Below are 26,196 nucleotides of genomic sequence, written 5' to 3' on the forward strand. Positions count from 1 at the left end.
CGGGAAAACGAGCAGCCCCCGTTTTCCACGCTACCGGCGACCACCGACAGTTCCGGGCGGATCGGCGTCGGAAGGTCGCGAATGACTCATTCGGGACGCCAGAGGTCGCGAATGAGTCATTCGCGACGTCCGGGGCCGGGTCAGACCGGGGTTTTCGCCGCCTCCAGGGCCAGCGCCGCCGCGCCCACGATCGCCGTGTCGTCCCCCAGGTGGGCGGTGCGGATCCGGGCCAGCGGCCGGTGCCTGGCCCCCGTGATCGCGCCCGCGTAGTGCTCGCGGGCCTCGTCCAGGAACAGGGGCGCCGACTCCGACACCCCGCCGCCGATCACGATGATCTCCGGGTCGAACACGTCCGCCACCAGCGCCAGGCCTTCACCCAGCCACTTGGCCAGCTCGGCCATCGCCAGCTGGGCGATCGGATCTCCGTCGCGCGCCGCGCCGGCCACGCGGCGGCCCGTCACCGAGCCGGGGTCGCCCGCGACCTGGGGGGCCAGCACCGTCGAGCGGCCCGGGTGGCGCGCCAGCAGCTCCACCGCCGTCGCCGCCAGCGCCGTTCCGCTGCAGTAGCGCTCCCAGCAGCCGTACTTGCCGCACGGGCAGGGCCGCCCGCCGCGGACCACCGTCAGGTGGCCCAGCTCGGGGGCGACACCGTACGCGCCGCGGAACAGCTTGCCCTCCAGCAGCAGCCCCGCGCCGATGCCGGTGCCCAGCGCGACCAGCGCCGCCACGTGGGCGCCGCGGGCCGCGCCGAAGCGGTGCTCGCCCACCATCGCCGCGTTGACGTCGTGCTCCAGCAGCACCGGGAGGCCGACGCGCTTTTCGATCCGGTCGGCGACCGGGGCGCCGCGCCACGCCAGGTGCGGGGCGAACATCACCGACCGGCGGTCGCGCGCCACGAACCCCGCCACCGCGAGCCCGACGCCGGCCACCTCGTGCCGGTTGCGCAGGTCCTCGACGACGCCGGCGATGGCGTCCTCGAGCGCGCCTTCCTCGGTCGGCGTCGCGACGCGGGCCGTGTCGAGCAGGGAGCCGCGTTCGTCCACCACGCCGGCCCGGATGCTCGTCCCGCCGACGTCCACCCCTATCGTCCGCACTCAGCTCTCCCACTCGTCGCGCCTGCGGACCGCGATGTGCTGCACCCGCGGCGAAGTCCGCGAGTCCGCGGGCCGGGGCGCGGGCCGGAACCCGGGCATGTGCACGCCCTCGTCCGGTTCCCAGCGGTCCGCGAGCACCGCGCGCAGCAGGGCGACCAGCTGCGCGAGCTGCTCGACCAGCCGCGCGACCAGTTCGGGCCGCTCACCTCGCACCACGGCGACGATCGCACACAGCGGACACCAGCCGCACGCCGAACCGTCGGCTTCCGCCTCGTCCGAGGGGCCGTAACCACCGGGGCTTCGCCCCGTGCCGGGGGCTTCGCCACCCGGAACCCCCGAAAAGAAGCTGTAACCACCGGGGCTTCGCCCCGGGCCGGGGGCTTCGCCACCCGGAACCCCCGAAAAGAAGCTGCCGTGCCCGGCCGCGAGCACGCCTTCGAGCCACGGCGCCGCCTTGTCGGCGACCAGCTCGGCGAGCAGGCGGATCTCCTCCGCCAGGCGCGGCCCGTGTTCCTCTTCGCTCACCCGCGTCCCCGGTTCCCGGCCAGGTGCACGACCAGGCCGTCGGCGTCGGATTCCGCCCCGGTGATCCGGCACGGCCGCAGCGGCCCCGGCAGGGCGATCAGCCTGCGGAAGCCGTCCACGGTGATCGCCAGGTCGTCGTCGACGCGGGCGAGGTCGACTTCGGCGTCCCGCGCGAGCGGGATCGCGACGCGCAGGGTGTACCCGTCCGTCGTGGGCCGCACCCGCAGCAGCGGGGTGACGGGCCGGCCGTGGCCGTCCAGGGGGTCTTCGCCGTGGTAGAGCTCGGCGGCGATCTCCAGCAGGGCGGGCAGCCCGACCGGCTCGACGGCCCGGTGCTCCACCGGGGCGACCGGCGCGATCCCGGCCGCGGCGAGTCCGGCCAGCACGGCGTCCTGCTGCGTCCGCCGCGTGCGCAGCCAGGCCGCGGCGCTCCCGCGCCAGAACCCGGGCGCGGGCATCAGCCGGTTCGCGATCAGGCCGTCGACGGCGATGCCGCGCAGGGCCAGGGAGCTGAGCGTGCGCCGCGCCTCGGCGACGACCACCCGCTCGGGCGTCAGGACCAGCCGGACCGTCGTCACCGACGGCTCGGTGAGCAGGGTGCGCAGGCCGTCGAGGTGGGTGCCGAGGCGGCGCACCGAGTCCGTGACGCGGCCGCGCGGGCCGTACACGCGGGTCAGGTAACCGGAGACGGCCTCGGGCAAGGCCAGCAGCCGCAGCGTCTCGGCCGTCGGCCCGCAGTCGACGACGACGGTCTCCCACGCGCCGTCCTCGGCCAGCCGGCGGACCTCGGTGAGGGCGAGCAGCTCGTCGACGCCGGGCAGCACGGTGAGCTCTTCGGCGTCGAGGGTGTCCAGGCCCGCGCCGGCCAGCACCGCCCGCAGTTCGGCGCGCAGCCGCTGCCAGGTGGAGTCCACCAGGGAGCGCGCGTCGATCTGCACGCCGGCGAGCAGGGCGTCCACTTCGGACGGTTCGGCGCCGAGGGGGTGCCCGAAAGCGTCGCCGAGCGAGTGCGCCGGGTCGGTGGACACGACGAGGGTCTTCCTGCCGCGGGCGGCCAGGGCGGCGCCGGTGGCGGCGGCCAGCGTCGTCTTCCCGACACCCCCCTTGCCGGTGAACAGCAGGATCCGCACGCGGCTACCCCTCGGCCCGCTTCTTGAGCTCCTTCAGCGCGGTGTCCATGACCATCTTCTCGGCCTTGCGGCGCAGCAGGCCGATCATCGGGAGCGCCAGCTCGACCGACAGCGTGTAGGTGACCCGGGTCCGGCCACCGAGGTCCTCGAGCGCGTACCGGCCGTTCTGCGCCTTCTGCATCTGGCCCTTGACCAGGTGCCAGCTGACGCCGAGGCCGTCGGCGTCCCAGTCGTACTCGAGCGTGTAGACGTCCTTGATCGGGCCCGCGTCGAGGGTGAGCTTGACCTGCTTGGCCCGCCCGCCGTCGTCGGTGTCGAGGACCTCGGTCTGCCGGACGGCCTTGGCCCATTCCGGGTACGCGGGGAAGTCGGCGATCACGGCCATCACCCGGCTGGGCTCGGCGTCGACCTCGATGGACTGTGTGGACTGCTCGGCCATGGTCGAAGCGTAGCCGCCGCGGTTGGTCACCAGCGCAGCACGTAGGGCTGCCCGGTCTCCTTGAAGTGACCCACGTTGCGGCACTCGGTCAGGCCGACCCGGGCGCGGGCGGACAGGGGCTGGTGCACGTGCCCGAACACCGACCAGCGCGGCCGCTGGGTGCGGATCAGCTCCAGCAGCGCCGTCGAGCCGATCTCGCTGCGGCGCGCGACGACGTCGTAGGTCAGCTCGGGCAGGGCGGGCGGGCCGTGGGTGCAGAGGACGTCGACGTCGGTGAGCGCGGCCACGCTGCGGTCGTAGTCCGCGCGATCCCGCAGGTAGGGACGCCAGGCGGCGCCCTGGCGGGGCCGCGGGACGACGCCGTCGGGCAGCAGCGCGCCGCCGACGAACCCGAACCGCAGGCCGCCGAGCTCGGCCACCTCGCCGTCGAGCACCCGGACGCCTTCGCCGGTGAACTCCGGCCACAGCGCCGGGGTGTCGACGTTGCCGGGGGTGGCGTAGGTGGGCGCGGTCATCGCCGCGAACAGCGTCGCGTACTGGGCGCGGATGGCCTCGTCGACCGCGGCGCCCGGGTCGTCGAGGCTCGCCCAGAGCGTGCGCGAGTAGGCAACGGTTTCGTCACGGGTGCCCTCGCGGCGCAGGCGCGCGAACTCGCCGACCTTCTCCCCGCCGAACAGGGCGCCCATGATGCCCTTGTCGTGGTCGCGGTAGTCGACGAAGTCGATCAGGTCGCCGAGCACGACCAGCGCGTCGGCCCCGTCACCCGCCCGCTTCAGCGCGTCCGCGTTGCCGTGCACGTCCGAGACGACGTGTACCCGCACCCGTGCTCTCCCCTGCTTTTCGAAGTCACTGCTCGCCGCGCGGAGGCACTCCGGGCTCGCGCCCGTCCTCCAGGATCTCCTTCAGCCCGAGGGCGATCGCCTTCGCCGCGCGGGCCCGCCGGTCGAATTCCCGGCGCAGGTCGCGCGGCGCCAGCGCACGGGGCGTCCCGGCCGCGTCGGCGGGGGTCGCCCGCAGGAAGTAGTGCAGCAGGGTGCCGTCGAGCACCGGCTCGAGCCAGACCTCCATCGTACCGACGAGCGCACCCGTCACGGTCCAGCGCAGGCCCTTGTCCCCCCGGTCGGTGTAGACCTCCAGGACCAAGTCGGGCCAGTAGCGCCGCCAGGAGGCGGGCTCGGCGAAGACCGCGGCCACGGTGGCGGGCGGAACGGCGAGGAACGTCTCGTCGACGATGTCGAGTGAGGGTGGCGCGTTCACGTGCGAAGAATGTCACGCCCTCGCCGTACGAGGTCGGTCAGCATGGTCTTAAGGTGCTCACCACGCTAAGTTGACTGGCGGGTAACAGCGGTGTCACCTGCCGCACGCGTTGAACACGGAGGTCCACGTGCGCGAATACAGCGCTCCCGCCGGGAAGCCGGTGGCCGACGACGAGAACATGTCCGACGTCGTCTGGGCGAATGCCGAGCGGTTCTCCGACGTGGTGAGCTTCCGCCGCCAGGTCGAGGGCAGCTGGCTGGACGTGACCGCCAAGGAGTTCGCGGCCGAGGTGCTGGCCGTGGCCAAGGGCATGGCCAAGGCCGGGATCGGCCGCGGCGACCGCGTCGCGATCATGTCGAAGACCCGCTACGAGTGGACGCTGATCGACTTCGCGATCTGGGCGGCCGGCGCGGTGACCGTCCCGATCTACGACACCTCCTCCGCCGAGCAGGTGCACTGGATCCTCTCCGACTCGGCCGCCAAAGGCGTGTTCGTCGAGACGAACGCCCACGCCGCGACGGTCGGCCAGATCCGGGACCGGCTCACGGACCTGGCCAGCGTCTGGCAGTTCGAAGGCGACTCCCCCGCCGTCGAGGAACTGTCCGCGCTGGGCGCTTCGCTCTCGGACGACGAGCTGCACGACCGGCGCCGCGAGGTGACCGCGGACGAGCTCGCCACGATCGTCTACACCTCGGGCACCACCGGCCGCCCCAAGGGCGTCGAGCTGACCCACCGCAACCTGCTGGCCGAGATCCGCGCCGACATCGAGGCGTTCCCGCAGCTGATGGAGCAGGGCAACTCGCTGCTGGTGTTCCTGCCGCTCGCGCACGTGCTGGCCCGCGCGATCGCCGTGACGGCGCTCACCGCCCGGGTCACCCTCGGGCACACCCCCGACGTCAAGAACCTGGTCGCCGACCTCGGCACGTTCCGGCCGACGTTCGTGGTCGCCGTGCCGCGCGTGTTCGAGAAGGTCTACAACTCGGCGAAGCAGAAGGCGCACAGCGAGGGCAAGGGCAAGATCTTCGACGCCGCCGAGGCCACCGCCGTCGCCTACAGCGAGGCGCAGGACCACGGCGGGGCCGGGCTCGGGCTGAAGCTCAAGCACCTGGCGTTCGACAAGCTCGTCTACGGCAAGCTGCGCGCGGCCCTCGGCGGCCGCTGCGTCGCGGCGGTGTCGGGCGGTGCCCCGCTCGGTGCGCGGCTGGCGCACTTCTTCCGCGGCATCGGCGTCCCGGTGTTCGAGGGTTACGGCCTGACCGAGACGTCCGCGGCGGCGAACGTCAACACGCAGACGGCGTTCCGCGTCGGCACGGTCGGCAAGCCGGTCAACGGCACGTCGGTCCGCATCGCCGGCGACGGCGAAGTCCTGCTCAAGGGCGACGTCGTGTTCCGGGCGTACTACAACAACCCGCAGGCGACGGAGGAAGCGCTCACCGACGGCTGGTTCCACACCGGCGACCTCGGCGAGCTCGACTCCGACGGCTTCCTCAAGATCACCGGCCGCAAGAAGGAGATCATCGTGACCGCGGGCGGCAAGAACGTCGCCCCGTCCGGCCTCGAGGACACGATCAAGGCGTCGCCGCTGGTCAGCCAGGCGATGGTGGTCGGCGACCAGCGGCCGTTCATCGCGGCGCTGGTGACGGTGGACGAGGAGTACTTCCCGTCCTGGAAGTCCCAGCACGGCAAGTCGGCCTCGGCCACGGTCGCGGACCTGGCCACCGACCCCGACCTGGTCGCGGAGATCCAGGCCGCGGTCGACGAGGCGAACAAGTCGGTGTCGAAGGCCGAGGCGATCAAGAAGTTCACGGTGCTGGCCAACGACTTCACCGAGGCCGGCGGAGAGATCACGCCGAGCCTGAAGCTGAAGCGCAACGTGGTCTCGAAGAACTACGCGAACGACATCGAGGGTCTCTACAAGAAGTAAGCGGCCCAAGGTGGCCTTCGGTGTGTCCAACGCACCGAAGGCCACCTTGAGGCCCTTCAGTCTCGCGTGAAGCCGTGACTGCGCTCCACCTTCGCCACGTGCAGCGTGTAGCTCTCGTACCACTCGCCCCGGCCGCGCTGCTGCGCCGCGCGGTGCTCGGCGTTGCTCCGCCACTCCCGTAGGGCGTCGGCGTCGCGGAAGTACCCGACGGTGATGCCGAGCCCGCCCGGGGTCTGGGCGTGGTCCATCCCCAGGTACCCGGGAATCTGTTGGACCAGCTCTTCCATCCGGGCGTTGGTTTCGGCGTAGCCGCTCTGCTCGGAGGTGCGCACGGTGGTGAAGACCGCCAGGTAGTACGGCGGCTCGAACGCCCCGACGGGCGCTTCCGGATGATCGCTCATGGCGCCACCGTAGGGGTGGCCCGCCCGGGCGGGCCACCGCTTTCTCACCGCGTGCGCCGAGCCGCCACGAAGTCGCGGTACCAGCGGTAACTCGCCCTCGGGGTGCGCTGCTGGGTCTCGTAGTCCACGTGCACCAGGCCGAAGCGGTGCTTGTACCCGTGCGCCCACTCGAAGTTGTCCAGCAGCGACCAGCAGAAGTACCCCCGCAGGTCGACCCCCGCCGCCGCGGCCGTGCGCGCCGCTTCGATGTGCTCGCTGAGGAACGAGATGCGCTCGTAGTCGGCGAAGTCGCTGCGGTCCGGGTACACGCAGCCGTTCTCGGTCACGTACACCGGCGGCAGCCCGGGGTAGCGGTTGTGCAGGCCGACCAGGGCTTCGGTCAGGCCCTCCGGCTCCACCGGCCAGCCCATGCCCGTGCGCGGCACGTCCGGCACCCGCGAAGTGTCCACCCCGATGTCGGCCACCGTCCGCTGCGCCGGGTCCGGCTCGTGGTGCGGCGCGTCCGCGACGTGCAGGCGGTAGTAGTAGTTGACCCCCAGGTAGTCCAGCGGCACCCCGATGGTCTCGAGGTCGCCGTCCTGGCGGAACGAGAAGTCCGAGACGCCGTCGAACATCGCCGACAGCCCCGGCGCGTACCGGCCGCCGAACAGCGGGTCGGTGAACTGGCGGCGCAGCAGCGTGTCCTGCCGGGCCGCCGCCGCGGCGTCCGCGGCCGAGTCCGTCACCGGGACCGCCGGCGACTGGTTGAGCACGATCCCGAACTGGTGCTGCGGCGTCGACTGGGCCCGCATCGCGCCCACGGCCAGCCCGTGGCCCAGCAGCAGGTGGTGGGCCACGGCCAGGGCGCCGTGCCCCTCCCGGGCGCCCGGCGCGTGCCGTCCTTCGCCGTAGCCCGCGACCGTGCACGGGTACGGCTCGTTCAGCGTCGTCCAGTGCTCGACCAGGTCGCCCAGCTCCGCGTGGACCACGGCGGCGTAGTCGGCGAACCGGTGGGCGGTGTCGCGCGACCGCCAGCCGCCGTCGTCCTCCAGCGCCTGGGGCAGGTCCCAGTGGTAGAGCGTCAGGAACGGCTCGATCCCCTTCTCCCGCAGTCCTTCCACGAGCCGCCGGTAGAAGTCGAGACCCCGGCGTTCGACGCGGCCGCGGCCGGAGGGCTGCACCCGGGGCCACGACACCGAGAACCGGTAGGCGTCCACGCCGAGCCCGGTGAGCAGGGCGAGGTCCTGCGGCCACCGGTGGTAGTGGTCGGCCGCCGGTTCCCCGGTGTGGCCGCCGGCCACCGCGCCGGGGACCGCCGCGAAGGTGTCCCAGATGGACGGTCCGCGGCCGTCGGCCGTGGTGGCGCCCTCGATCTGGAAGGCCGAGGTGGCGACGCCCCAGCGGAAGCCGGGCGGGAAACTGGAAGTCACGGTGAGCTCCGGGAGGGGTCAGCCCTTGAGCGCGCCCTGCATGATGCCGCCGACGATCTGGCGGCCGAACAGCAGGAACACGATCAGGACGGGGACGGTGCCGATGGTGGCGGCGGTGAGCACGAGCGTGTAGTCGGTGGTGTAGCCGCTGGCCAGGGTGGACAGTGCGGTTTGGACGGTCGGGTTCTCCGGCACCAGCACCACCAGCGGCCAGAAGAAGTCGTTCCAGGCCTGCATGAAGGTGAACAGCCCGAGCACCGCCGCGGCCGGGCGGGCCGCGGGCAGTGCCACGTGCCAGAACAGCCGCAGCGAGCCGCAGCCGTCCATCCGGCCGGCTTCCAGCAGCTCCAGCGGCAGCGCCCGCTCGAAGTACTGGCGCATGAAGAACACGCCGAACGCGGTGACCAGGCCGGGCACGATCACCGCCTGCAGCTGCCCGGCCCACCCGAAGTCGGCCATCATCATGTACAGCGGCACCACGCCCAGCTCGGTCGGGATCGCCTGGGTGGCGACCACGACGAGCAGCAACGCCGTCCGCCCCCGGAACCGCATCTTGGCGAAGGCGAACCCCGCCAGCGTCGAGAACAGCACCACCGACACGGTGATCGTGCCCGCGACGATCAGCGAGTTCCCCAGCGCCAGCGCGAAGTCCGTCTGGTCGAAGACGCGGGCGATGTTCTCGAACAGGTGCCCGCCCGGCACCAGGACCGGCGGCACGCTCCCGACCGCCTCCGTCGTCTGCGAGGAGACGACGAACGACCAGTACACCGGGAACGCCGAGCCGGCCAGGATCGCGATCAGCGCGGCGTAGGTCCACGGGCTCGCGATCCGCTTCCCGATCCGCCGGATCCGCCCCGGCGAGGCGGCCGGCGGCGCGGGCGCGGCCGGGGTCAGCACGGTGGTCATGTCCGCTCCTCAGTCCGTTTGGATGCGCCGGGTCACCAGGTACGACAGGGCCGCGACGAGGATCGTGGCCACGGCCAGGATCAGCGCGATCGCCGAGCTGTAGCCGAAGTCGTACTTGGTGAAGCCCTGTTCGTAGAGGTAGAGCGCGGCGGTCTGGAACTGCCGGTCCGATCCACCGGTCGCGGCCGCGGTGCCGGGGTTGAACAGCAGCGGCTCGGCGAGCAGCCGCATGTTCCCGGTCGTCGCGATCACCGTGGAGAAGATGATCTGCGGCCGCAGCAGCGGGACGGTGATCCGCCAGAACTGCTGCCACCCCTTGGCGCCGTCGAGGGTGGCGGCCTCGTACATGGCCGACGGGATGGCCTGCATCGACGCCAGGAAGATCAGCGCGTGGTAGCCGGTCCAGCGCCACACCACCATCGCCGCGATGGCGGTGTGCGAGCTGGCCGTGCCCGCCTGCCAGTCGACCTGCCCGGCGCCGAACCAGCTCAGCACCCAGTTGACCAGCCCGAAGTCCCGGCCGAACAGCTGCGCGAAGATGATCGTCACCGCCGCCACCGAGGTGATGTTCGGCAGGATCATCCCCATCCGGAAGAACATCCGACCGCGCAGCCGCCGGTTGAGCAGGTGCGCGATGCCGAGCGCGAACAGGATCTGCGGGATCGTGGTCAGCAGCCACAGGCTGACCGTGTTCCCCATCGAGTTCCAGAAGTACGGGTCGTGGAACAGCAGCTGCTCGTAGTTGCCGAACCCGATGAACTGCGCGCCTTCGGCGTCGATGAGGTTCCGCTTCTGCAGCGACACGAACGCCGTGTAGAGCAGCGGGAACAGCCCGAAGACGCCGAAGATGAGGAAGTACGGGCTGATGAAGCCGAACGGCGACAGCTTGACGTCCCACTTCTGCCGCCGCTCGGCGAAGGTGAGTGCCATTACTTGATCTTCGCGAGGTCACCGACCAGCTGCTGCCACGCCGCCGCGCCGTCCTGCTTGCCCTGCTCGACGCGCTGCATCGCGTTGCCGAACTCGGTCTGCACGTCGCCGGCCTTCGGGCCCTGGTACTGCGGGTTCAGCTTCTTCGCCGCGTCGGTGAACACCTTGCCCACGGGCGCATTGTTGAAGAACGGGTTCGTGTAACCGGTGATCTTCGGGTCGTCGTAGAGCGACGGCACGGAAGGCAGCAGACCCTTGCTGGTGAAGACCTTCGCCTGCTGCTCGGGCGCGGTCAGCCACGCGGCGAGCTCCGCGGCTTCCTTGGTGTGCTTGCCCGACTTCGGCACGGTCAGGTACGAGCCGCCCCAGTTGCCGCCCCCACCGGGCACGCTCGCGATGTCCCACTTGCCCGCGGTGTCCGGCGCCTGGTCCTTGATCTTGGTCATCATCCACGCCGGGCAGGTGACGGTCGCGAACTGGCCCTGGGTGAAGCCGGTGTTCCACTGCGGGGTGCTGTAGAGCAGCCCGGCGCTCAGGTTCGCCTTGACCGCGTCGGCCACGAGGTCCCAGCCCTGGCGCAGCGCCGGGTTGCTGCCCACGATGATCTGGTCGTTCTGGTCGTAGTAGCCCTGCGGGGCCTGGCCGACGATCGCGTTGAGCACGGTCGGGCCGCCGTCCATCCACTTGACACCGTTCGGCGCCTGGGCCTGGAACCGCTTGCCCGCGTCGAAGAACGCCTGCCAGGTCGGCCAGAGCGCGGAGACGGCGTCCCGGTCCTCAGGCAGCCCGGCGGTCTTGAACATGTCGCGGCGGTAGCAGATGGCCAGGCCGCCGACGTCGGTGCCGTAGCCGATCTGCTGCCCGCCCTTGGCCAGCGACGCGGCCCACTTCCAGCCGAGCCAGCGGTCCTTGAGCTTGTCGCCGCCGACGGTGTTGAGGTCGACGAACTTGTCCGGCGTCGCCTTGAACTGGGCGACGTACCCGGTGTCGATGGCCTCGACGTCCGCGGCACCGGCGCCGGTGGCCAGGTGCGCGGCGAGGTTCTTGTGGTGGTCGGAGTAGGCGGCGGTCCGCTCGGTGATCTCGATGTCCGGGTGCGCCGCCTGGTACTCCTTGATCAGGTCGGTGTAACCGAAGTTGCCGAAGAGGCCGAGGCTCAGCTTGACCTTGCCGCCGGCGGCTCCGCTGTCCCCGCAGGCGCTCAGCGCGGTGATCGCGACGAGGGTGGTGCACACCCCGGCGATCAGGCGGATCCGGCGGTTTCTCGTTTTCGGGCGCATGAGATCTCCGTTGTTCTACGGGCCGGTCGGGAAAACGCGGGTCCCATGAGAGCGCTCCCAGCACCTCGCCGTCAAGTAACGAAATGATAACCTACCGCTGCGTTTACGCAGCCAGAGATCGTGTGCTACAGATGTAACCGGTTACAAGAACGGAGGTCGCCATGGTCACCGCCCGCGAGGTCGCGCAGCTCTGCGGGGTTTCCGTCGCCACCGTGTCGCGGGTGTTCAACCGCCCGGCCACGGTCAGCGCGACGACGCGCGAACGCGTCGAGCGCGTGGCGCGGGACCTCGATTTTTCGCCGAACGAGTCGGCGCGGGCCCTGTCCCGGCAGCAGTCGGCGATGGTCGGGCTGGTCTGGGACACCGACCACCGGCGCCCCGGCTGGCGACACCCGTTCCTCCAGGACCTGTTGCTGGGCCTCAAATCCGCGTTGAGCTCGCACGGCTACCACCTGCTGCTGCTCGCGACGAGCGACGACGCCCGCGACCGCCACCCGGGCGTGTCGCTGGCGGACCCGATCGCCTACGTCGGCATGACCCGGCGCCACCACCTGGCCGGGCTGGTGCTCATCGACAGCGGGACCGACGCCGAGGCGTTCACCGCGTTCGCCCAGTCCGGCTTGCCGTGCGTCGCCGTGGACGTCGCCCTCTCCGGACCGCGCGCGACTCACGTGACCTCGGACAACGCCGGAGGCGCGGCGGAAGCCGTCCGGCACCTGGCCGCACTCGGGCACCGCCGGATCGCGACGATCACCGGCCCCCGCGGCAACGGCCCCGCGGCCGCCCGCACCGAGGGCTACCGGCGCGGGCTGGCCGAAGCCGGGCTGCCGGTGAGCGAGGACCTCGTGATCGGCGGCGACTTCTACCGGGAGAGCGGATTCGTCGGCATGCGGCGGCTCCTGGCCCGCAAGGACCCGCCGACGGCGGTGTTCGCGGCCAGCGACGAGATGGCGGTCGGCGCCCTGCTCGCGGCCCGCGCGGCCGGCCTGCGGGTGCCGGCGGACCTGGCCGTGGTGGGCTTCGACGACATCGAGGTGGCGTCCCTGGTGGACCCGGCGTTGACGACGGTGGCCCAGGACAAGCCGGGCTTCGGCACGGCCGCGGCGGGGGCACTGCTGGCGATGATCGAGAACGCGACGTCCCCGGAACCGGTGCTGCTGCCGACGAAACTGGTGGTCCGCGACTCCTGCGGCTCCCGGTCGTGAGTGGTAACGCGGGTTAGAACCCGCCTTACCACTCACGACAAGCCGCGGCAGACTGATGACCGGCGCGCTAGGCGGTGATCTTCGTGTCCCAGTCGATGTGGTGCGCGTACACCCAGCCGCGGTCTTCGCCGACGTCCTGGCCCGCGCTCGCCTTCACCAGCTTCTCGACGCGCTCGCGGCGAAGTCCTTCGTACGCCGCGAAAGCCGACGCCGGGTCCGGGAGGTCGCGCAGGCACTGCGCCAGCACGACGCTGTCCTCCAACGCCATCGAAGCGCCCTGGCCGGCGGCCGGGGACGCGGCGTGGGCGGCGTCGCCGACGAGGACCATCTCGGGCGTCGACCAGACCCGCGTTTCCGGGACGTCGTACGAGTGGCCGCCGAAGACCTCGTCCCCCGTGGCGGCGATGATGTCAGCGCAGGGCAACGGATCGCCGTCGAACGCCGCGTGTGCGAACTCGCGCCAGCCCGCCGGGGTGACCGCGGCGATCTCCTCGCGGGACCGCTCGGCGTCCGGGATGCGGGCGAACCAGAAGGTCGCGCCGCCGGGGTCGGTGGTGAACCCGAAGGCCGCCCGGCTGCCGCGGACCATCCGGTAGATCCCGGGCGCGGCGGGCAGCCCGCCCGCTCGCGTGTAGCCGTACACGACGGTCAGCCCGGTGTACCGGGGGTCGTCCGCGGCCGGGTCGATGAGCTGCCGGACCACCGAGTGCAGGCCGTCCGCGCCGACGAGGACGTCGCCGGTCGCGGTGGTGCCGTCGGCGAACTCCGCCGTGATCCCGCCCGGGCCGGGCTGCGCGCGCACCAGGCGGCGACCGCGTTCCAGCGGGACACCGCGGCGCGCGGCCTCGTCCTGCAGGACGCGGTAGAGCGTCGCGCGGGTCAGGGTGCGCGGCACGTCGAGGCCTTCGGTGTCGAACTCCTGCCGCCCCACCGTCTCCCCCGTCGGGGCGACGAGCTCGACGCCGTACGCGGCGAACGAACTGTCGATCACCGGCCGGTCGGCGCCGATCGCGCGCAGGGCGTCCATGCCGTTGTGCATGATCGTCAGGAACGCGCCGATGTCGTCGCCACCTGCGGGATAGGCCTCGTACACGACCGGTTCGTGCCCGGCGAGCTTCAGCGCCATCGCCGTCACCGTGCCCGAGATCCCGCCACCCGCGACCAGTACCCGCATCTCGCGCCCCCCGTTAACTCCGCGTGCTCCGCGTGCCGCCGCCTGTGACGTTACCGTGGCGGCGGCACGCGGTGCCTACTCCTTCGCACCGCTGGTGGCGATGTCGCCGTTGAGGCCGCGCGGGTAGAAGCCGCCGGAGGACACCTTGTCCGGGTTCAGGTAGGCGATGTTGAGCACGCGCTCGGCGGAGCGTCCGAACGCGATGCCGTTGGCGTCGGTCGGGACGAGGTTCGCCTTGCCGTCCTTGAGGACGCCTTCGTCGTCGTCGGCCTTGCCGTCGAGGCTGTCGCGGGCGTCGGACATCTTGTTCGTGATGTCGCCGAGGCCGCGCTCGAACAGCGCCGACCGCACGATGCCCGCGTGGTACGCCTCGACCGCGAGGATGCCCGCCGCCGCGTCGAGGAACGTCTTGTTGTTCACCAGCGGCGCCGCGCCCTTGTAGGCCGACACGCCGACGTCCTCGAACAGGTACGCGGCGAGCAGGAAGTTGTTCTCGCTCCCGAACGGGTCGAACGTCTGGCCCTGCTTGATCACCCCCGCGGCCTGCATGGCCGCGGTGAAGCTGTTCTGGAAGTCGATCTCCGGCTGCGCGACGGCCGCCTTGTCGAGCGCCTTGCGCAGGAAGGCCACGTGCGCGACCTCGTCGCCGGCGATCTCCTGGACGATCTGCTTGGTGTGTTCGCTCTTGAACTTCACCGCGTGCCCGCCGTTGACCCGGCCGAGGTTGCCGACGCCGTTGACGTACTTCTCGTTCAGCCCGTAGCCGTAGACGGCGAACGAGTACAGGTTCGCCTCGAGGTACTCGAGGTTCAGCGCGAAGTTCAGCACGGCGGCGTCGCTCGCCGCCTCCTTCGCCGCGTCACCTCCCTGCTGCCCGTACTGCGACGTGGCACCGGCCGAGCCGAGGCCCAGCGACAGCGCCGTGCCGAGCGCACCGGCACCCGCGACGCCGAGCCCCGCCGCTCCCGCAGCCTTGAGGAAGCGGCGGCGGTCGGTCGCGTTCTCCGCGCTGCGCTCGATCAGCTGCTCTGTGTAGCGTTTTCCGAACACCGGGGGACGTCCTCTCGTGACGAGTTCGTCCACCTCACCCACCGGTCATACGTACGGGGGAGGCCCCCGGCTCGGTCAAAACGGGAAAATTTTTGATCGACTTCCGTTTGCCCAGGTCAGCCGCGCTGCGCCACCGCGAGCCGGACGCAGACGGCCAGCGCGCGGACGGCCTCCTCGACCTCGGCGAGCTTCGGGAAGGTCGGCGCGATGCGGATGACCGCGTCGGCCGGGTCGTCGCCGTGCGGGTGGGTCGCCCCGGCGGGGGTCAGCGCGACGCCGGCCTCCTTGGCCAGCCGCACGACCTCCTTCGCGGTGCCCTGCGGGACGGTCAGCGTGATGAAGTAGCCGCCGGTCGGCTTGGTCCAAGACGCCAGGTCGGCCAGCTCCTCGGTGAGGATCCGGTCGACGGCCGCGAACTTCGGGCCGATGATTTCGGCGTGCTTGCGCATGTGGGCGCGGACGCCGTCTTCGTCCTTCAGGAAGCGGGCGTGCCGCAGCTGGTTGACCTTGTCCGGGCCGATGGTGCGCTTGCCGGCGTTGCCGGTCCACCAGGCGAGGTTGGCCTCGGACGCGCCGAAGAAGCCGACGCCGGCCCCGGCGAGGGTGATCTTCGAGGTCGAGCCGAAGACGAACACGCGGTCGGCGTGGCCGGCCTCGGTGGCCAGCGCGAGGACGTCCGCGAGCTCCGGCTCGGCGTCGGTCAGGTGGTGCACGGCGTAGGCGTTGTCCCAGAAGATCCGGAAGTCCGGCGCCGCGGTGCGCATGGAGGCGAGCCGCCGGACGACGTCGTCACTGAACGTGACCCCGGTCGGGTTGCTGTACTTCGGCACGCACCAGATGCCCTTGACGGCCGGGTCTTCGGCGACCAGCGTCTCGACGACGTCCATGTCAGGGCCCTCGTCGGTCATCGCGACTCCGACGAGCTCGATGCCGAAGCGCTCGGTGAGCGCGAAGTGGCGGTCGTAGCCCGGGACGGGGGCGAGGAACTTCACCTGCGGCTCGTCGGCCCAGCGGCGCTCGGCGCCGGGCAGCTTGCTCAGCAGCGCCTGGACGACGGCGTCGTGCATCAGCTCGAGGCTCGAGTTGCCGGCGGCGAGCAGCTGGCCGGCGGGCACCTGCAGCGCGGGGGCGAAGATGCGGCGCAGCTCCGGCAGGCCGTTGAGGCCGCCGTAGTTGCGGACGTCGGTGCCGTCCTCGGCCTTGAAGGTGTCCTCACCCGGGAGGGCGAGCAGGGCGTTCGAAAGATCGAGCTGCTCGGGGGACGGCTTGCCGCGGGTGATGTCCAGGGAGAGGCCTCGGCCGACCAGGGCCGCGTAGTCGCTGCGGGCCGTGTCGACGTCGACGGAAGCAGTGGTCATGCCGTCAACGCTAAACCCGGCGTCGATACCATTTCGGGGCGGGTCCTGGCTAGGGTGGTTGGTGTGTACCTCGTCGTCCACGCCGACCAGCGCCAGTTCTCGTTGCGCGACTCCGCTTCCCGCCTGAACGGCAGCGGCTGGACTTCGACGGCGGTGGAGTTTCACCGGATCGGGGTGGAACCCGGCGGTCTTTCGATCGCGACGGCGCGGTCGGACCTGGTGGAGTCTTCGGTGACGGTCGTGTCTGCGGCGCCTGCGTTGGTGCCGGATGCCGAACACGTGGCGGAAGCGGATCTTCCGGTTCCGAGCGGGAAACTCGTGATTTCCGGGCCTGCGGACTACGCGTCGCAGGAAAAGTTTCTCGCGGTGCGGCCGGGGTTGTACCGGGCTCGGGTTTCGTACGTGCCTGCCGGACCGCCGGAGGCGACGTGGAACGAGCACGAGTTCGGGGAGCACTACCGGTACGTGGTGGAGCTGTGGCCGGCTTTGTCGCCGTCGGGCGTGGAGGTAGTTCGCCAGGGCGCGGCGGTGTGGGACGGCTAAAGGGCCGTCAGGCTCGACAGTTTCCACCTGCCGTCCACTCGCTTCGCCGTCACCGCCAGCTGCGCCACCGAGGACGACGGTGCTCCCCCGCCCTGGGCCACCGTCTGCTGGTCCAAGAACAACAACAGCGAAGCGTCGTCCTCCTGCAACGTCCGGACCCCGATCGCCCGGACCGTGGTCGTGCGGGTCAGCTTCTCCGACGCCGCCCGCGTGCGCGCCGACGCGAACTGGGCCTGGTACTGCCGCACCGCGTCTCCCGTCAGCACCTCCGACGCCGCTCGCTCGGTGCGGGCCAGGTTCGCGTAGTCGTACGAGAACACCGCCTTCACCGCGTCGCTCACCTCCGCGGAGACCGACGCCGTCGCGGCCGGATCCACCAGGGCCAGGTTGTCGCCGGGGTGCAGGGAAGCCGTCTCGATGCCGAACCAGACCGCGCAGCCCAGGGCCAGCGCCACCACCGCCGCCAGCACCCGGGTCATGAGCCCGCCGCCTGGACCCCGGCGATCTTCCAGCCGGCTGGGGATCTGGACACGTCCACCGTCAGCCGGTTCAGGCGCGGCGCGACCGCGCCGCCGCCCGTCGAAACCCGGACGTCGAGCACCGCCAGGAGCCGCGCCTTGCCCGTGTTCACGTCGATCTCCGTCACCGCCGCCTGGACCAGCGACGCCGTGGAGACGGTGCGGGCCGTGGTGGCCCGGTCGATCTGCAGCTGGCGGTCGCCCGCGAGGTCCTTTCCGTACCGGCCCGTCGCCGCCGCGATCCAGCGGTCCACGTCCGCACCCGCCGACCGGTAGTCGATCGTGTTGAGCGTGACCAGCTCCGGGCCCGCCGCCGCCAGCACCGCGTCCCGTTCGCGGCCACGGGCCGCGGAGTCGTCGGCCGCCGCCCGCCACCACGCCCAGCCGGAAAACGCCGCCGCCAGCACGGAAAGCACCGCGGCCACGACCAGCACCCTCACGGCGCGCCCAGCAGCTTGCCCAGCCCGCCCGCCGACGGCCCGGTCAGCAGGCTCAGCATCCCCGGCAACTGCACCGGCGAAGAAGAGGCGGCCTGCTGTTGAGGCGCCGCCGGGATGGCCGGCGGCTTTCCCGCATAAGGCGCGTTCTGCGCCCCGCGCACCCCGGTCGGGCTGCCCGGCGGCTCGGCGCAATAGGCGTTCAGGTTCACCGGCGCCTCGGTCTCGTCGTTCGCCGGACGCTGCTTCGTCCCTTCATAGCCCTTCGTGCACGAAGCCGGGTCGAAGAAGTTGAACACCACGCCGAGGTGACCGGTGCCGTCCGGGGACGTCGACGGCGAAAACGCCGAAATGATCGGGTACGCGACCAGCAGCTCCTCGATCGAGTCCGTGCGGGACGTCGTGATCTGCGCCGTGGTCAGCAGGTTGGCGAACAGGACACCCAAGTCCGTCCCCGACGCGGCGAGCACGTCGCTGATCTGCCGGCTCAGCTGCGGCGCCTGCGCGATCACGCGCCGCAGGTCCGGATCGGACTTCTTGAGCTGACCGGCGATCGTGCGAAGGCCCGAAGCGAAGTCGGTGATGTTCGCCGCCTGCCGCTCCTGGGTGCCGAGGACGATCCGCGAGTTCGCCAGCAGGCCCTGCGTCTGCGGGATGTACTGCGCGGCCACCGCCGTCAACGATCCCGTGCTGTCCAGCAGCTGCTGCAGCTCCGGCCCGGCGCCCGCGAACGCGTTGTAGGTCTCGTCGACGACCGTCCGCAGCGACTCCGGGTGCACGCTCGCGACCAGATCGTCCAGGTGCGAGAGCACCGTGTCCGGCGACGGCGGCAGCGACGTCCGGTCCGCCGTGATCACCGAACCGTCGTGCAGGAACGGGCCGCCGTTGTGCTGAGGCAACAGATCCACGAACTGCTCGCCCACCGCCGACCGGTTCGCCACCTGCGCGTGCGCGTCGGCCGGGATGTCCGGGGCGCCCGCGTCGATGTCGAGGGCGACGTCGACGCCGTGCTCGGTGAGCGTCATCGACGTCACCCGGCCCACCGTGACCCCGCGGTAGGCGACTTCGGAGTTGACGAAGATGCCACCGGAGTCGGTCAGCTGCGCGGTGACGACGTAGCCGCGGTTGCCGAAGAGCCGGTCCAGCCCGGCGTACCGGCCGCCGGCGTAGACGACCGAGACCACCGCGATGACGACGAACGCGAACAGCTGCACGCGGATCTTGCGGGTCACCGGCCGCCCCCGATCAGGCCGAGCAGCCCGCCCAGCAGGTCGGGACCGGCCACCGGCGGGACCGTACCCAGGTCGGGCAGCGGCAGGGGCGGCGCGACGGCGGAAGGCTGCCCGGACGGCAGCGCGATCGGCGGCTGCGACGAGTTCGTGAAGTTCGAGATCAGCGTGTCCAGGTCGAGGTTCACGTTCGCCTCGACGTTCGCGTAGTCGCCCTTGATCACGTTGCCCGCGTAGTCCGGGAACGGGTAGGTGAGCAGGATCTGCAGCGCGTTCGGCAGGTTCTGACCGGCTTCGCCCAGCTTGGCCAGCGTCGGCTGCAGGGCCCGGAGGTTCGCGACGAGCTGGTCGCGGCTCTTCGTCACGGTGTCCACCGCGACCCCGGACAGCGTGTTCAGCGCGTTCAGCATGGCCACGAGCTGGTCGCGCTGGTCGGTGACGACCTTCAGGCCCGGCGCGAGGTTGTCGAGCGCGTTCGTCAGGTTCTGCGTCTGGCCGGTCAAGGTGTGCGACAGCTTCCCGAGGCCGTCGATCGCGCGCAGGATCTCGGTCTTGTGCCCGTCGAGCTGCGTCGCCAGTTCGTCCACTCGCGACAGCAGCGCGCGGATCTCCGGCTCGTTGCCCGACAGGGCGTCGTTGAGCTCGTGGCTGATCTTCTGGATCTGCTCGACGCCGCCGCCGTTGAGCAGCAGCGAAAGCGCGCCGAGCACCTCCTCGACCTCGGGGTTGCGGTTGGTGCGCCCGAGCGGGATCTGCGCGCCGTCGCCGAGTTTCCCCGACGCGGCTTCGGCGGTGGGCACACCCAGCTCGACGAACTTCTCGCCCAGCAGTGAAGACTGCTTGAGCTCGGCGCGGGCGTTGGCGGGCAGCGCGATGTCGCCGTTGACGGTCATCACCACCAGCGCGGACCGCGTGTCCGGGGTCAGGGTGATCTTGTCGACCCGCCCGACGGCGACGTCGTTGACCTTGACGCTGGACTGCGGCACCAGGTCGAGCACGTCGGTGAACAGCGCGGTGACGTGGTAGGGGTGGTCGCCGACGTCGGCGCCGCCCGGCAGCGGCGTGCCGTAGAGGCCGTTGAACCCGCCGTCGCTGCAGCCGGCCAGCACGAGCACCCCGGCGAGCGCGCCGGCGATCCGCTTGCGCCCGTTCACTTCGCACCGCCGGAAAGCTGTTCCATCACGTCGACGAGCGGGAGCGGCAACGGCGGGAGCGTCCCGTTCTGCAGGGAATTGAGCACCTGCGGGATCGTCGGCAGCTTCAGCACGCCGTCGAGGACCGGCGCCAGCTGCTTGCAGATGTTCCCCAGCGCGTCCGGCACTTCCTTCGGCGTGACCGAGCTGATCAGGCGGCACACGGTGAGGATCGGCGGGTTGGTCAGCTCGTTCAGGTTGTCGCGGACGGCGATGGTGCCCGACGCCGCGTCGTAGGAGTTGATGAAGTTCGTGGCGCCGGTGGGCGCGATGTCGAGCACCTCGGCGAGCGCGGCGCGCTGGTCGACGAGGACCTTCGACAGCGACGCCAGCTTGTCCACATTGGACTCCAGGGCCGTCTTGTTGTCGTTGACGAACTGCTGGACGTCGCCGAGCGCCCCGCCGAGGGACTGCAGCGCGGCTCCGACGTCGGCCGAATCCGCGGCCAGGAACCGGCTGACGTCGGCGACGCGCCCGGAGAACTCGTTGAGCTGCTGGTCGCTCTGGGCCAGGGCGCCGGTGAAGGAGTTCAGGTTCTGCACGGTCGAAAACAGGTCGCCCTTCGAGCCGTCGAGGGTCTTGGCGAGCTCGGCCAGCTGCCCGACGGTCGAGTTGAGCGAAGCGCCGTTGCCCTTCAGCGTGTTCGCCGCCGTGTCGAGCACGCCGGACAGCGCGCCGCCGGAGTTGGCGCCGTTCGGGCCGAGCGCCGTCGACAGCTCGTCGAGGCTCGCATACAGGTCGTCCAGTTCCACCGGCGTGGCCGTGCGCTCGCGAGGCAGCACCGTGCCCGAAGCCAGCACCGGCCCGCTGTCGTAGGCCGGGGTCAGCTGGACGTACCGGTCGCTGACCAGGCTCGGCGCGACGACGACGGCACCGACGCCGTCCGGCAGCGGCACGTCGTCGACCCGCATGTCCACGCGGACCGCGTCACCCTCGGGCGTGACGTCGGTGACCTCGCCGACCGGCACGCCGAGCACCCGCACCGACGAACCGGCGTAGAGCCCGACGGTCTTGCCGAAGTACGCGGAAAGCTTGGTGCCGTTCGAAGACCGGAACACCAGGTACAGGCCCGCGGTGACGATCAGCGCGAGGATGCAGCCGAACGCCAGCCACGTCACCAGGCTGCGGCCGCGGGCGGTGCGGATGGTCATCGGCGGCCCACCCCCTGGTTCGGCGCCGCGATCGGCGGGGTGCAGCCTTCGGGGTTGATGTGCAGCCCGCCCACGGTGATCGTCGGCGGCAGCAGCCCGCACAGGTAACCCTCGAACCAGCGGCCGTTGCCGGTGGCGTTGGCGCCGACGCGGGCGAACGGCGCCATCAGCCGCAGGCTCTGGTCGAGGTTGCCCTGGTTGCGCTGCAGGATGTCGGTCACCTTCCCCAGCTTCTCCAGCGTCGGCTTCAGCTGTTCTCGGTTGTCCTGGACGAGCCCGGTCAGCTGCTGCGAGAGCTGCTGGGTGCCGGTGAGCAGGGCGTGGATCGCGGTTTTGCGGTTCTGCAGCTCGGTGAGCAGCAGGTTGCCGTCGCTGATCACCCGCTGCAGCTGCGCGTTGCGGTCGGACAGCGTCTTCGAAACCTGGCTCGTGTTGGCCAAGAGCGTGTGCAGGTCGCCGTCGCGGGACGAGACCGTGCGAGCCAGCGCGGACAGCCCGTTCAGCGTGTCCTTCAGGTACTGCGGGCTGTCCTTGAGGCTGTCCGAAAGCGCGTTGAAGCTGTCCGCGAGCTGTTTCGTGTCGATGTCGCCGACCGTCGTGGACAGCTGGTCGAAGGCGTCCTGCAGCTGGAACGGCGTGCGGGTGCGGGTCTGCGGGATGGTCGAGTTCGGTTCCTGCGCGCCGCTGCCCTTCGGGTCGAGCGCGAGGTACTTCTCCCCCAGCAGCGTCTTGATCTCGATGGACGCCGTCGTCGCGTCGCCGACCCGGACGTCCTTCACCCGGAACTTGACCAGCACCTGCTTGCCGGCCAGCTTCACCGACGACACCGTGCCGACCTTGACGCCGGCGACCTCGACCTCGTTGTCCGGGGCCAGCCCGGCGGACTCGCCGAAGTACGCCGAGTACGTCGTGCCGTTGCCGAAGAACGGGAGCTGGTCGGAGAAGTACGTCGTGGCCGTGACGAGCACGATCAGCACGAGCGCGACCGCGCCGACTCCCGCCTGGTTGCGATCCTTCAGCGGCTTCACGGACCACACCTCTCCGCGCGCTGGGTACCCGGGATGGGGATGATCGGCAGCGTGATGTCGAGCGAGGAAATGCCGATGGTGCCGGTGATCCCGCACAGGTAGTAGTTGAACCAGCTGCCGTAGCTCAGGGTCCGGGTGAACTTCTGCAGGTTGCCCGGCAGCACCTCCAGGAGGTGGTTGAGCAGCACGCCGGAGTCGCCGAGATTCTGCGAGAGCACGCCGAGCTGAGCGACGTCGTCCTTGAGTGCCGGGCGCGCGTCGGCCAGGAGCCCGGTGGTCGACACGGCGAGGTCGCCGAGCGCGCTGACCGCGTCGCCGATCGGCTTGCGCTGCTCGGCCAGCCCGCTGACGAGTTTCTGGGTCTGCTCGATGAGGTCGCCGAGCTGCGCGCCGCGGGAGTTGACCGTGCCGAGCACGGTGTTGAGGTTGGCGATGACCTGGCCGATGACCTGGTCCTTGCTCGCGATCGCCGTCGTCAGCGACGCGGTGTGCTGCAGCAGGCTGGTGATCGTGCCGCCCTCGCCCTGGAAGACGCTGATGATCTCGGCCGAGAGCCGGTTGACGTCCTTCGGGCTGAGCGCCTTGAACAGCGGCTTGAAGCCGTTGAAGAGCACGGTGAGGTTCAGCGCGGGTTTTGTGCGCTCCGGCGGGATCGTGCCGCCTTCGGGCAGTGCCTTGTCGCCGGGGACGTCGGTGCCGAGCGCGAGGTAGCGCTGCCCGACGAGGTTGCGGTACTTGATCGTCGCGGTCACCGTCTCCGGCAGCCGGTAGGCGTGCTCGACGTCGAACCGGACCTCGGCGAGGTTCCGCTCGCCCGCTTTGGCTGCACTGACCACCTCGATGGTGTCGACCTGCCCGACCTTGACCCCGGCGATGCGGACGTCGTCGCCTTCCTTGAGCCCGGACGCATCGGTGAACTTCGCCAGGTAAGCGTGCGTCTCGCCGAAGTTGGTGTTCGCGATGGTGGCCGCGAGGATCCCGGTGAACAGCACGGTGACGACGGCGAAGATCCCCAGCTTGATCAGCGACGGGACGAAACTCCTCACTTGAGCTCCACCTCCGCCCCGCGGTAAAGCGGCCCGACGAGCAGGCCCGCCCAGCCCGGTACCTCACCCGGCGAGGTGCCGAGCGCGGGCGAGGCGAGCAGGTCGATCAGGTCGTTCTCGTAGGCCGAACCGACGATCGTGCCGTCGCCGCCGATGGCGCCACCCCCGGCGGGCAGCTCCTCGGGCGGGTACTTCGGCGGCGGGGGTTTGCTGGAACCGTCCTCGATCGCGCCGTCCGGCGGGTACTGCGGCCACACCCCGGGGTGCGGGACGCTCGGGTAGCAGCGCGGCCCGCGCTTGTCCTCGTACTTGGGCTCGTCGACGCCGGGGAGGTACTTGCCCCGGCTGGCGGCGAACTCGATGGTGACCCGGCTGACCTCGGGGTGCGCGGTGCCCTTGCCGAACGCCAGCTCCGCCCGCGGCACGGACTCGGCGAGCTGCCGCATCAGGCACGGGTACTCGGGCGCGTACTTGGCCAGGACGTCCAGCGTCGGCTGGATGGCCGTGGTGAGCCGGATCAGGTTGTCCTTGTTGACCTGCAGGAAGTTCGTGAGGTCGACCGACGCGGCCGACACCGTGGCGTAGAGGTCGCTCAGCTGCGCGCGCTGGTCGACGATCGTCCGGCTGGTCGTCGTCAGGTCGGACAGCGCCTGCAGCAGGTCCGGCGCCGCCTGGTCGTAGGTGTCCGCGACGTTCGCGAGCCCGGTGATGTCGGCCTTGACGTCCGGCAGTGACGGATTGAGCTTGCCGAGGTAGTCCGACAGCCCGGCCAGGGTCTCGCCGAGCTGCTTGCCGCGGCCGTCGAGCGCGGTCGCCACCGCGGTGAGGGTGCTCGACAGCTTTTCCGGCTGGACCGCCTGCAGCAGCGGCATCACGTCGTCGAGGACCTTCTGCAGCTCGATCGCCGCACTGCTGCGGTCCTGCGGGATGACGTCGCCCGCCGCGATCGGCCGCTCGGCTTTTCCGGGCAGCTGCAGGGCGACGTAACGCTCGCCGAAGAGTGTCTTCGGCAGCAGCCGCGCGGACACGTTCGCCGGGATGACGGGCGTCTTGTCCGGATCGAGGGCCAGCTCCAGCTCGGCGTGGTCACCCTTCGCCAGCACCGACCGGACCTCGCCGACGAGCATGCCGCGGACCTTGACGTCGCCGCCGGTGCGCAGCTGGCTGCCGACGCGGTCGGTCTCGAGCTTCACGAGCGTCACCGGCGTGAACGCCTTGTGGTAGACGGCGAGCGTGAGCGCGATGAAGAGGGCGGCGACGAGCAGGAAGACAAGCCCCAGCACCTGGTACCGGAGCCGCTGCCAGAGCTCTCGCCTCATCCCGAGATCCTCACCGTGGTGTTCGCGCCCCAGATCGCCAGGCTGAGGAAGAAGTCCAGGACCGAGATCAGCACGATCGACGTCCGCACCGCGCGGCCGACCGCGACGCCGACGCCGGCCGGGCCGCCGCCGGCATTGAAGCCGTAGTAACAATGGGACAGGATCACGAGCACGCTGAACACGATCACCTTCCCGAACGACCACAGGACGTCGCCGGGGGGCAAGAAGAGCGTGAAGTAGTGGTCGTAGGTGCCCGCGGACTGGCCGTAGAGCCAGATGGTGATCTGCCGCGACGCGAGGTAGCTCGAGAGCAGGCCGACCGCGTACAGCGGGATCACCGCCGCGACGCCGGCGAGCACGCGGGTCGTCACCAGGTAGGGCATGCTCGGCACGCCCATGACTTCGAGCGCGTCGATTTCCTCGGAGATCCGCATCGCGCCGAGCTGGGCGGTGAAGCCGCAGCCGACGGTCGCGCTCAGTGCGAGCCCGGCGGAAAGCGGCGCGACCTCGCGCGTGTTGAAGTAGGCGGAGATGAACCCGGTGAGCGCGGCCGTGCCGAGCTGGTTCAGCGCCGAGTAGCCCTGCAGGCCCACGATGAGCCCGGTGAAGAGCGTCATCCCGATCATCACGCCGAGCGTGCCGCCGATGACGGCGAGCCCGCCGGTCCCGAAGCAGACCTCGGTCAGCAGCCGCAGCGTTTCGCGGCTGTAGCGGCGGATCGTGCGCGGGGACCAGGCGAGCGCTTTCGCGGCGAACGCCAGCTGCTTGCCCAGGCCCTCCAGGCTCTGGCCCGGGCGCGCGATGTACTCGAGCGTCCGGTCGGCGTCCAGCGGTTCGGCGGTCATCACATCGCCTTCGGCGGGACGATCCGCAGGTAGATCGCGGTGAGCACGACGTTGATCAGGAACAGCAGCAGGAACGTGATCACGACGGCCTGGTTGACGGCGTCGCCGACCCCCTTCGGCCCGCCCGCCGGGTTCAGCCCGCGGAACGCGGCGACGACCCCGGCGACGAAGCCGTACAGCAGCGCCTTGATTTCGCTGACCCACAGGTCCGGCACTTGCGCGAGGGCGTTGAAGCTGGCCAGGTACGCGCCGGGCGTGCCGCCCTGCAGGACCACGTTGAAGAAGTAGCCGCCGAGCACGCCGACCACGCTGACCAAGCCGTTCAGCAGCACCGAAACGACCATCGCCGCGAGCACCCGCGGCACGATGAGCCGCTGGATCGGGTTGACGCCGAGGACCTCCATGGCGTCGATCTCTTCGCGGATCTTGCGGGCGCCGATGTCCGCGCAGACGGCGCTGCCGCCGGCCCCGGCGACGAGCAGCGCGGTGATCAGCGGGCTGGCCTGCTGCACGATGGCCAGTGCGCTGGCCGCGCCGGTGAACGACTGGGCGCCGATCTGCGCGGTGAGCGAGCCGAGCTGCAACGCGATCACCGCGCCGAACGGGATGGCGACCAGGGCCGTCGGGAGGATCGTGACGCTGGCGAAGAACCAGCACTGCTGGATCCACTCCCGGGTCTGGAAGGGGCGTTTGAAGATCGCGCGCAGGACTTCCCAGGACAGCGTCGCCAGCCGGCCGACCTGGGTCAGGGCCGCGGTTCCCGGGAGCGTGCCGGTGTTGCCGCTCATCGCACCTCCCAGTGGTC

27 protein-coding genes are annotated in these 26,196 nt (G+C 70.9%); 3 read left to right on the forward strand and 24 right to left on the reverse strand.

The window, feature by feature from the left end:
- Positions 1–140: 140 nt before the first annotated feature.
- Genes Q5425_RS00905 through Q5425_RS00930 form a run of 6 tightly spaced genes read right to left on the reverse strand, consistent with a single transcriptional unit; the run spans position 141 to position 4,445 of the window.
- Positions 141–1,079, reverse strand: a complete 939-nt coding sequence (locus Q5425_RS00905) for an ROK family protein (protein WP_308670286.1) — start codon at positions 1,077–1,079, stop codon at positions 141–143.
- A gap of 15 nt (positions 1,080–1,094) precedes the next feature.
- The gene (locus Q5425_RS00910; protein WP_308670090.1) at positions 1,095–1,619 is read right to left on the reverse strand and encodes a hypothetical protein; all 525 of its coding nucleotides are present in this window, start codon (positions 1,617–1,619) and stop codon (positions 1,095–1,097) included.
- The gene (locus tag Q5425_RS00915) at positions 1,616–2,749 is read right to left on the reverse strand and encodes an ArsA family ATPase (RefSeq protein WP_308670091.1); all 1,134 of its coding nucleotides are present in this window, start codon (positions 2,747–2,749) and stop codon (positions 1,616–1,618) included. The genes Q5425_RS00910 and Q5425_RS00915 overlap by 4 nt, the downstream gene beginning before the upstream one ends.
- Before the next feature lie 4 nt (positions 2,750–2,753).
- Positions 2,754–3,188, reverse strand: a complete 435-nt coding sequence (locus Q5425_RS00920) for an SRPBCC family protein (protein ID WP_308670092.1) — start codon at positions 3,186–3,188, stop codon at positions 2,754–2,756.
- A gap of 26 nt (positions 3,189–3,214) precedes the next feature.
- Entirely contained in the window at positions 3,215–4,009 is a 795-nt protein-coding gene (locus Q5425_RS00925; protein WP_308670093.1) for a metallophosphoesterase, read from the reverse strand.
- A gap of 25 nt (positions 4,010–4,034) precedes the next feature.
- Positions 4,035–4,445, reverse strand: a complete 411-nt coding sequence (locus tag Q5425_RS00930; protein ID WP_308670094.1) for a polyketide cyclase / dehydrase and lipid transport — start codon at positions 4,443–4,445, stop codon at positions 4,035–4,037.
- Positions 4,446–4,572: 127 nt separating this feature from the next.
- Between Q5425_RS00930 and Q5425_RS00935 the strand changes: the two genes are divergently transcribed.
- Positions 4,573–6,369: a long-chain fatty acid--CoA ligase gene (locus Q5425_RS00935; RefSeq protein ID WP_308670095.1), complete on the forward strand. Its 1,797-nt coding sequence runs from the start codon at positions 4,573–4,575 to the stop codon at positions 6,367–6,369.
- Positions 6,370–6,425: 56 nt separating this feature from the next.
- On the opposite strand, the gene Q5425_RS00940 is transcribed toward Q5425_RS00935, so the two are convergent.
- The 5 genes from Q5425_RS00940 to Q5425_RS00960 are packed head-to-tail and all read right to left on the reverse strand — an operon-like array spanning position 6,426 to position 11,295.
- On the reverse strand, positions 6,426–6,770 hold the full coding sequence (locus Q5425_RS00940) for an antibiotic biosynthesis monooxygenase (protein WP_308670096.1): 345 nt from the start codon (positions 6,768–6,770) through the stop codon (positions 6,426–6,428).
- A gap of 44 nt (positions 6,771–6,814) precedes the next feature.
- Entirely contained in the window at positions 6,815–8,179 is a 1,365-nt protein-coding gene (locus Q5425_RS00945; RefSeq protein WP_308670097.1) for a GH1 family beta-glucosidase, read from the reverse strand.
- Positions 8,180–8,197: 18 nt separating this feature from the next.
- Complete coding sequence (locus tag Q5425_RS00950) at positions 8,198–9,085, reverse strand: carbohydrate ABC transporter permease (protein WP_308670098.1); 888 nt, start codon at positions 9,083–9,085, stop codon at positions 8,198–8,200.
- A gap of 9 nt (positions 9,086–9,094) precedes the next feature.
- Entirely contained in the window at positions 9,095–10,015 is a 921-nt protein-coding gene (locus tag Q5425_RS00955; RefSeq protein ID WP_308670099.1) for a sugar ABC transporter permease, read from the reverse strand.
- A complete protein-coding gene (locus Q5425_RS00960; RefSeq protein ID WP_308670100.1) occupies positions 10,015–11,295 on the reverse strand; it encodes an extracellular solute-binding protein in 1,281 nt (426 codons plus the stop codon). Before Q5425_RS00960 ends, Q5425_RS00955 begins: the two co-directional genes overlap by 1 nt.
- Positions 11,296–11,456: 161 nt before the next feature.
- On the opposite strand from Q5425_RS00960, the gene Q5425_RS00965 reads away from it, so the two are divergent.
- Positions 11,457–12,500, forward strand: coding sequence for a LacI family DNA-binding transcriptional regulator (locus tag Q5425_RS00965; protein WP_308670101.1), 1,044 nt, complete (start codon positions 11,457–11,459; stop codon positions 12,498–12,500).
- Between the two features lie 67 nt (positions 12,501–12,567).
- On the opposite strand, the gene Q5425_RS00970 is transcribed toward Q5425_RS00965, so the two are convergent.
- The 3 genes from Q5425_RS00970 to Q5425_RS00980 all read right to left on the reverse strand — a co-directional run bounded on the left by Q5425_RS00970 (position 12,568) and on the right by Q5425_RS00980 (position 16,082).
- Positions 12,568–13,674 (reverse strand): FAD-dependent monooxygenase, encoded by a 1,107-nt coding sequence (locus Q5425_RS00970; protein WP_308670102.1) that lies wholly within the window; start codon positions 13,672–13,674, stop codon positions 12,568–12,570.
- A 75-nt stretch (positions 13,675–13,749) separates the two neighbouring features.
- Positions 13,750–14,724, reverse strand: a complete 975-nt coding sequence (locus tag Q5425_RS00975; RefSeq protein ID WP_308670103.1) for a ferritin-like domain-containing protein — start codon at positions 14,722–14,724, stop codon at positions 13,750–13,752.
- Positions 14,725–14,840: 116 nt separating this feature from the next.
- Positions 14,841–16,082: an aminotransferase class I/II-fold pyridoxal phosphate-dependent enzyme gene (locus tag Q5425_RS00980; RefSeq protein ID WP_308670104.1), complete on the reverse strand. Its 1,242-nt coding sequence runs from the start codon at positions 16,080–16,082 to the stop codon at positions 14,841–14,843.
- Between the two features lie 63 nt (positions 16,083–16,145).
- Between Q5425_RS00980 and Q5425_RS00985 the strand changes: the two genes are divergently transcribed.
- Positions 16,146–16,625, forward strand: a complete 480-nt coding sequence (locus tag Q5425_RS00985; protein WP_308670105.1) for a hypothetical protein — start codon at positions 16,146–16,148, stop codon at positions 16,623–16,625.
- Here the strand turns inward: Q5425_RS00985 and Q5425_RS00990 are convergent.
- From Q5425_RS00990 to Q5425_RS01035, 10 genes are read right to left on the reverse strand one after another with little or no spacing between them, the layout of a single operon-like run.
- Entirely contained in the window at positions 16,622–17,104 is a 483-nt protein-coding gene (locus tag Q5425_RS00990; RefSeq protein ID WP_308670106.1) for a hypothetical protein, read from the reverse strand. The two genes, Q5425_RS00985 and Q5425_RS00990, sit on opposite strands and share 4 nt — an antisense overlap.
- Positions 17,101–17,583: a hypothetical protein gene (locus Q5425_RS00995; RefSeq protein ID WP_308670107.1), complete on the reverse strand. Its 483-nt coding sequence runs from the start codon at positions 17,581–17,583 to the stop codon at positions 17,101–17,103. The genes Q5425_RS00990 and Q5425_RS00995 overlap by 4 nt, the downstream gene beginning before the upstream one ends.
- The gene (locus Q5425_RS01000) at positions 17,580–18,812 is read right to left on the reverse strand and encodes an MCE family protein (protein WP_308670108.1); all 1,233 of its coding nucleotides are present in this window, start codon (positions 18,810–18,812) and stop codon (positions 17,580–17,582) included. The genes Q5425_RS00995 and Q5425_RS01000 overlap by 4 nt, the downstream gene beginning before the upstream one ends.
- Positions 18,809–19,963, reverse strand: a complete 1,155-nt coding sequence (locus Q5425_RS01005; RefSeq protein WP_308670109.1) for an MCE family protein — start codon at positions 19,961–19,963, stop codon at positions 18,809–18,811. The genes Q5425_RS01000 and Q5425_RS01005 overlap by 4 nt, the downstream gene beginning before the upstream one ends.
- Positions 19,960–21,153, reverse strand: a complete 1,194-nt coding sequence (locus tag Q5425_RS01010) for an MCE family protein (protein ID WP_308670110.1) — start codon at positions 21,151–21,153, stop codon at positions 19,960–19,962. Before Q5425_RS01010 ends, Q5425_RS01005 begins: the two co-directional genes overlap by 4 nt.
- Positions 21,150–22,181: an MCE family protein gene (locus Q5425_RS01015; protein WP_308670111.1), complete on the reverse strand. Its 1,032-nt coding sequence runs from the start codon at positions 22,179–22,181 to the stop codon at positions 21,150–21,152. The genes Q5425_RS01010 and Q5425_RS01015 overlap by 4 nt, the downstream gene beginning before the upstream one ends.
- Complete coding sequence (locus Q5425_RS01020; RefSeq protein ID WP_308670112.1) at positions 22,178–23,227, reverse strand: MlaD family protein; 1,050 nt, start codon at positions 23,225–23,227, stop codon at positions 22,178–22,180. Before Q5425_RS01020 ends, Q5425_RS01015 begins: the two co-directional genes overlap by 4 nt.
- Positions 23,224–24,546 carry an MCE family protein gene (locus Q5425_RS01025; protein ID WP_308670113.1) on the reverse strand — a complete coding sequence of 441 codons (1,323 nt, stop codon included), beginning with the start codon at positions 24,544–24,546 and terminating at the stop codon, positions 23,224–23,226. The genes Q5425_RS01020 and Q5425_RS01025 overlap by 4 nt, the downstream gene beginning before the upstream one ends.
- A complete protein-coding gene (locus tag Q5425_RS01030; RefSeq protein WP_308670114.1) occupies positions 24,543–25,391 on the reverse strand; it encodes an ABC transporter permease in 849 nt (282 codons plus the stop codon). Before Q5425_RS01030 ends, Q5425_RS01025 begins: the two co-directional genes overlap by 4 nt.
- A complete protein-coding gene (locus tag Q5425_RS01035) occupies positions 25,391–26,179 on the reverse strand; it encodes an ABC transporter permease (RefSeq protein ID WP_308670115.1) in 789 nt (262 codons plus the stop codon). Before Q5425_RS01035 ends, Q5425_RS01030 begins: the two co-directional genes overlap by 1 nt.
- Between the last annotated feature and the right edge of the window lie 17 nt (positions 26,180–26,196).

The organism is Amycolatopsis sp. A133, from assembly GCF_031082405.1.
In the GTDB taxonomy this organism is placed as follows: Bacteria; Actinomycetota; Actinomycetes; order Mycobacteriales; family Pseudonocardiaceae; genus Amycolatopsis.

What these genes read in the sequence shown, in the direction of transcription:
- Q5425_RS00920 (WP_308670092.1), bottom strand. Translation starts at nt 3,188, where the DNA reads ATGGCCGAGCAGTCCACACAGTCCATCGAGGTCGACGCCGAGCCCAGC.
- Q5425_RS00940 (WP_308670096.1), bottom strand. Translation starts at nt 6,770, where the DNA reads ATGAGCGATCATCCGGAAGCGCCCGTCGGGGCGTTCGAGCCGCCGTAC.
- Q5425_RS00950 (WP_308670098.1), bottom strand. Translation starts at nt 9,085, where the DNA reads ATGACCACCGTGCTGACCCCGGCCGCGCCCGCGCCGCCGGCCGCCTCG.
- Q5425_RS00955 (WP_308670099.1), bottom strand. Translation starts at nt 10,015, where the DNA reads ATGGCACTCACCTTCGCCGAGCGGCGGCAGAAGTGGGACGTCAAGCTG.
- Q5425_RS00960 (WP_308670100.1), bottom strand. Translation starts at nt 11,295, where the DNA reads ATGCGCCCGAAAACGAGAAACCGCCGGATCCGCCTGATCGCCGGGGTG.
- Q5425_RS00965 (WP_308670101.1), top strand. Translation starts at nt 11,457, where the DNA reads ATGGTCACCGCCCGCGAGGTCGCGCAGCTCTGCGGGGTTTCCGTCGCC.
- Q5425_RS00970 (WP_308670102.1), bottom strand. Translation starts at nt 13,674, where the DNA reads ATGCGGGTACTGGTCGCGGGTGGCGGGATCTCGGGCACGGTGACGGCG.
- Q5425_RS00980 (WP_308670104.1), bottom strand. Translation starts at nt 16,082, where the DNA reads ATGACCACTGCTTCCGTCGACGTCGACACGGCCCGCAGCGACTACGCG.
- Q5425_RS00990 (WP_308670106.1), bottom strand. Translation starts at nt 17,104, where the DNA reads ATGACCCGGGTGCTGGCGGCGGTGGTGGCGCTGGCCCTGGGCTGCGCG.
- Q5425_RS01010 (WP_308670110.1), bottom strand. Translation starts at nt 21,153, where the DNA reads ATGACCATCCGCACCGCCCGCGGCCGCAGCCTGGTGACGTGGCTGGCG.
- Q5425_RS01025 (WP_308670113.1), bottom strand. Translation starts at nt 24,546, where the DNA reads ATGAGGCGAGAGCTCTGGCAGCGGCTCCGGTACCAGGTGCTGGGGCTT.
- Q5425_RS01030 (WP_308670114.1), bottom strand. Translation starts at nt 25,391, where the DNA reads ATGACCGCCGAACCGCTGGACGCCGACCGGACGCTCGAGTACATCGCG.
- Q5425_RS01035 (WP_308670115.1), bottom strand. Translation starts at nt 26,179, where the DNA reads ATGAGCGGCAACACCGGCACGCTCCCGGGAACCGCGGCCCTGACCCAG.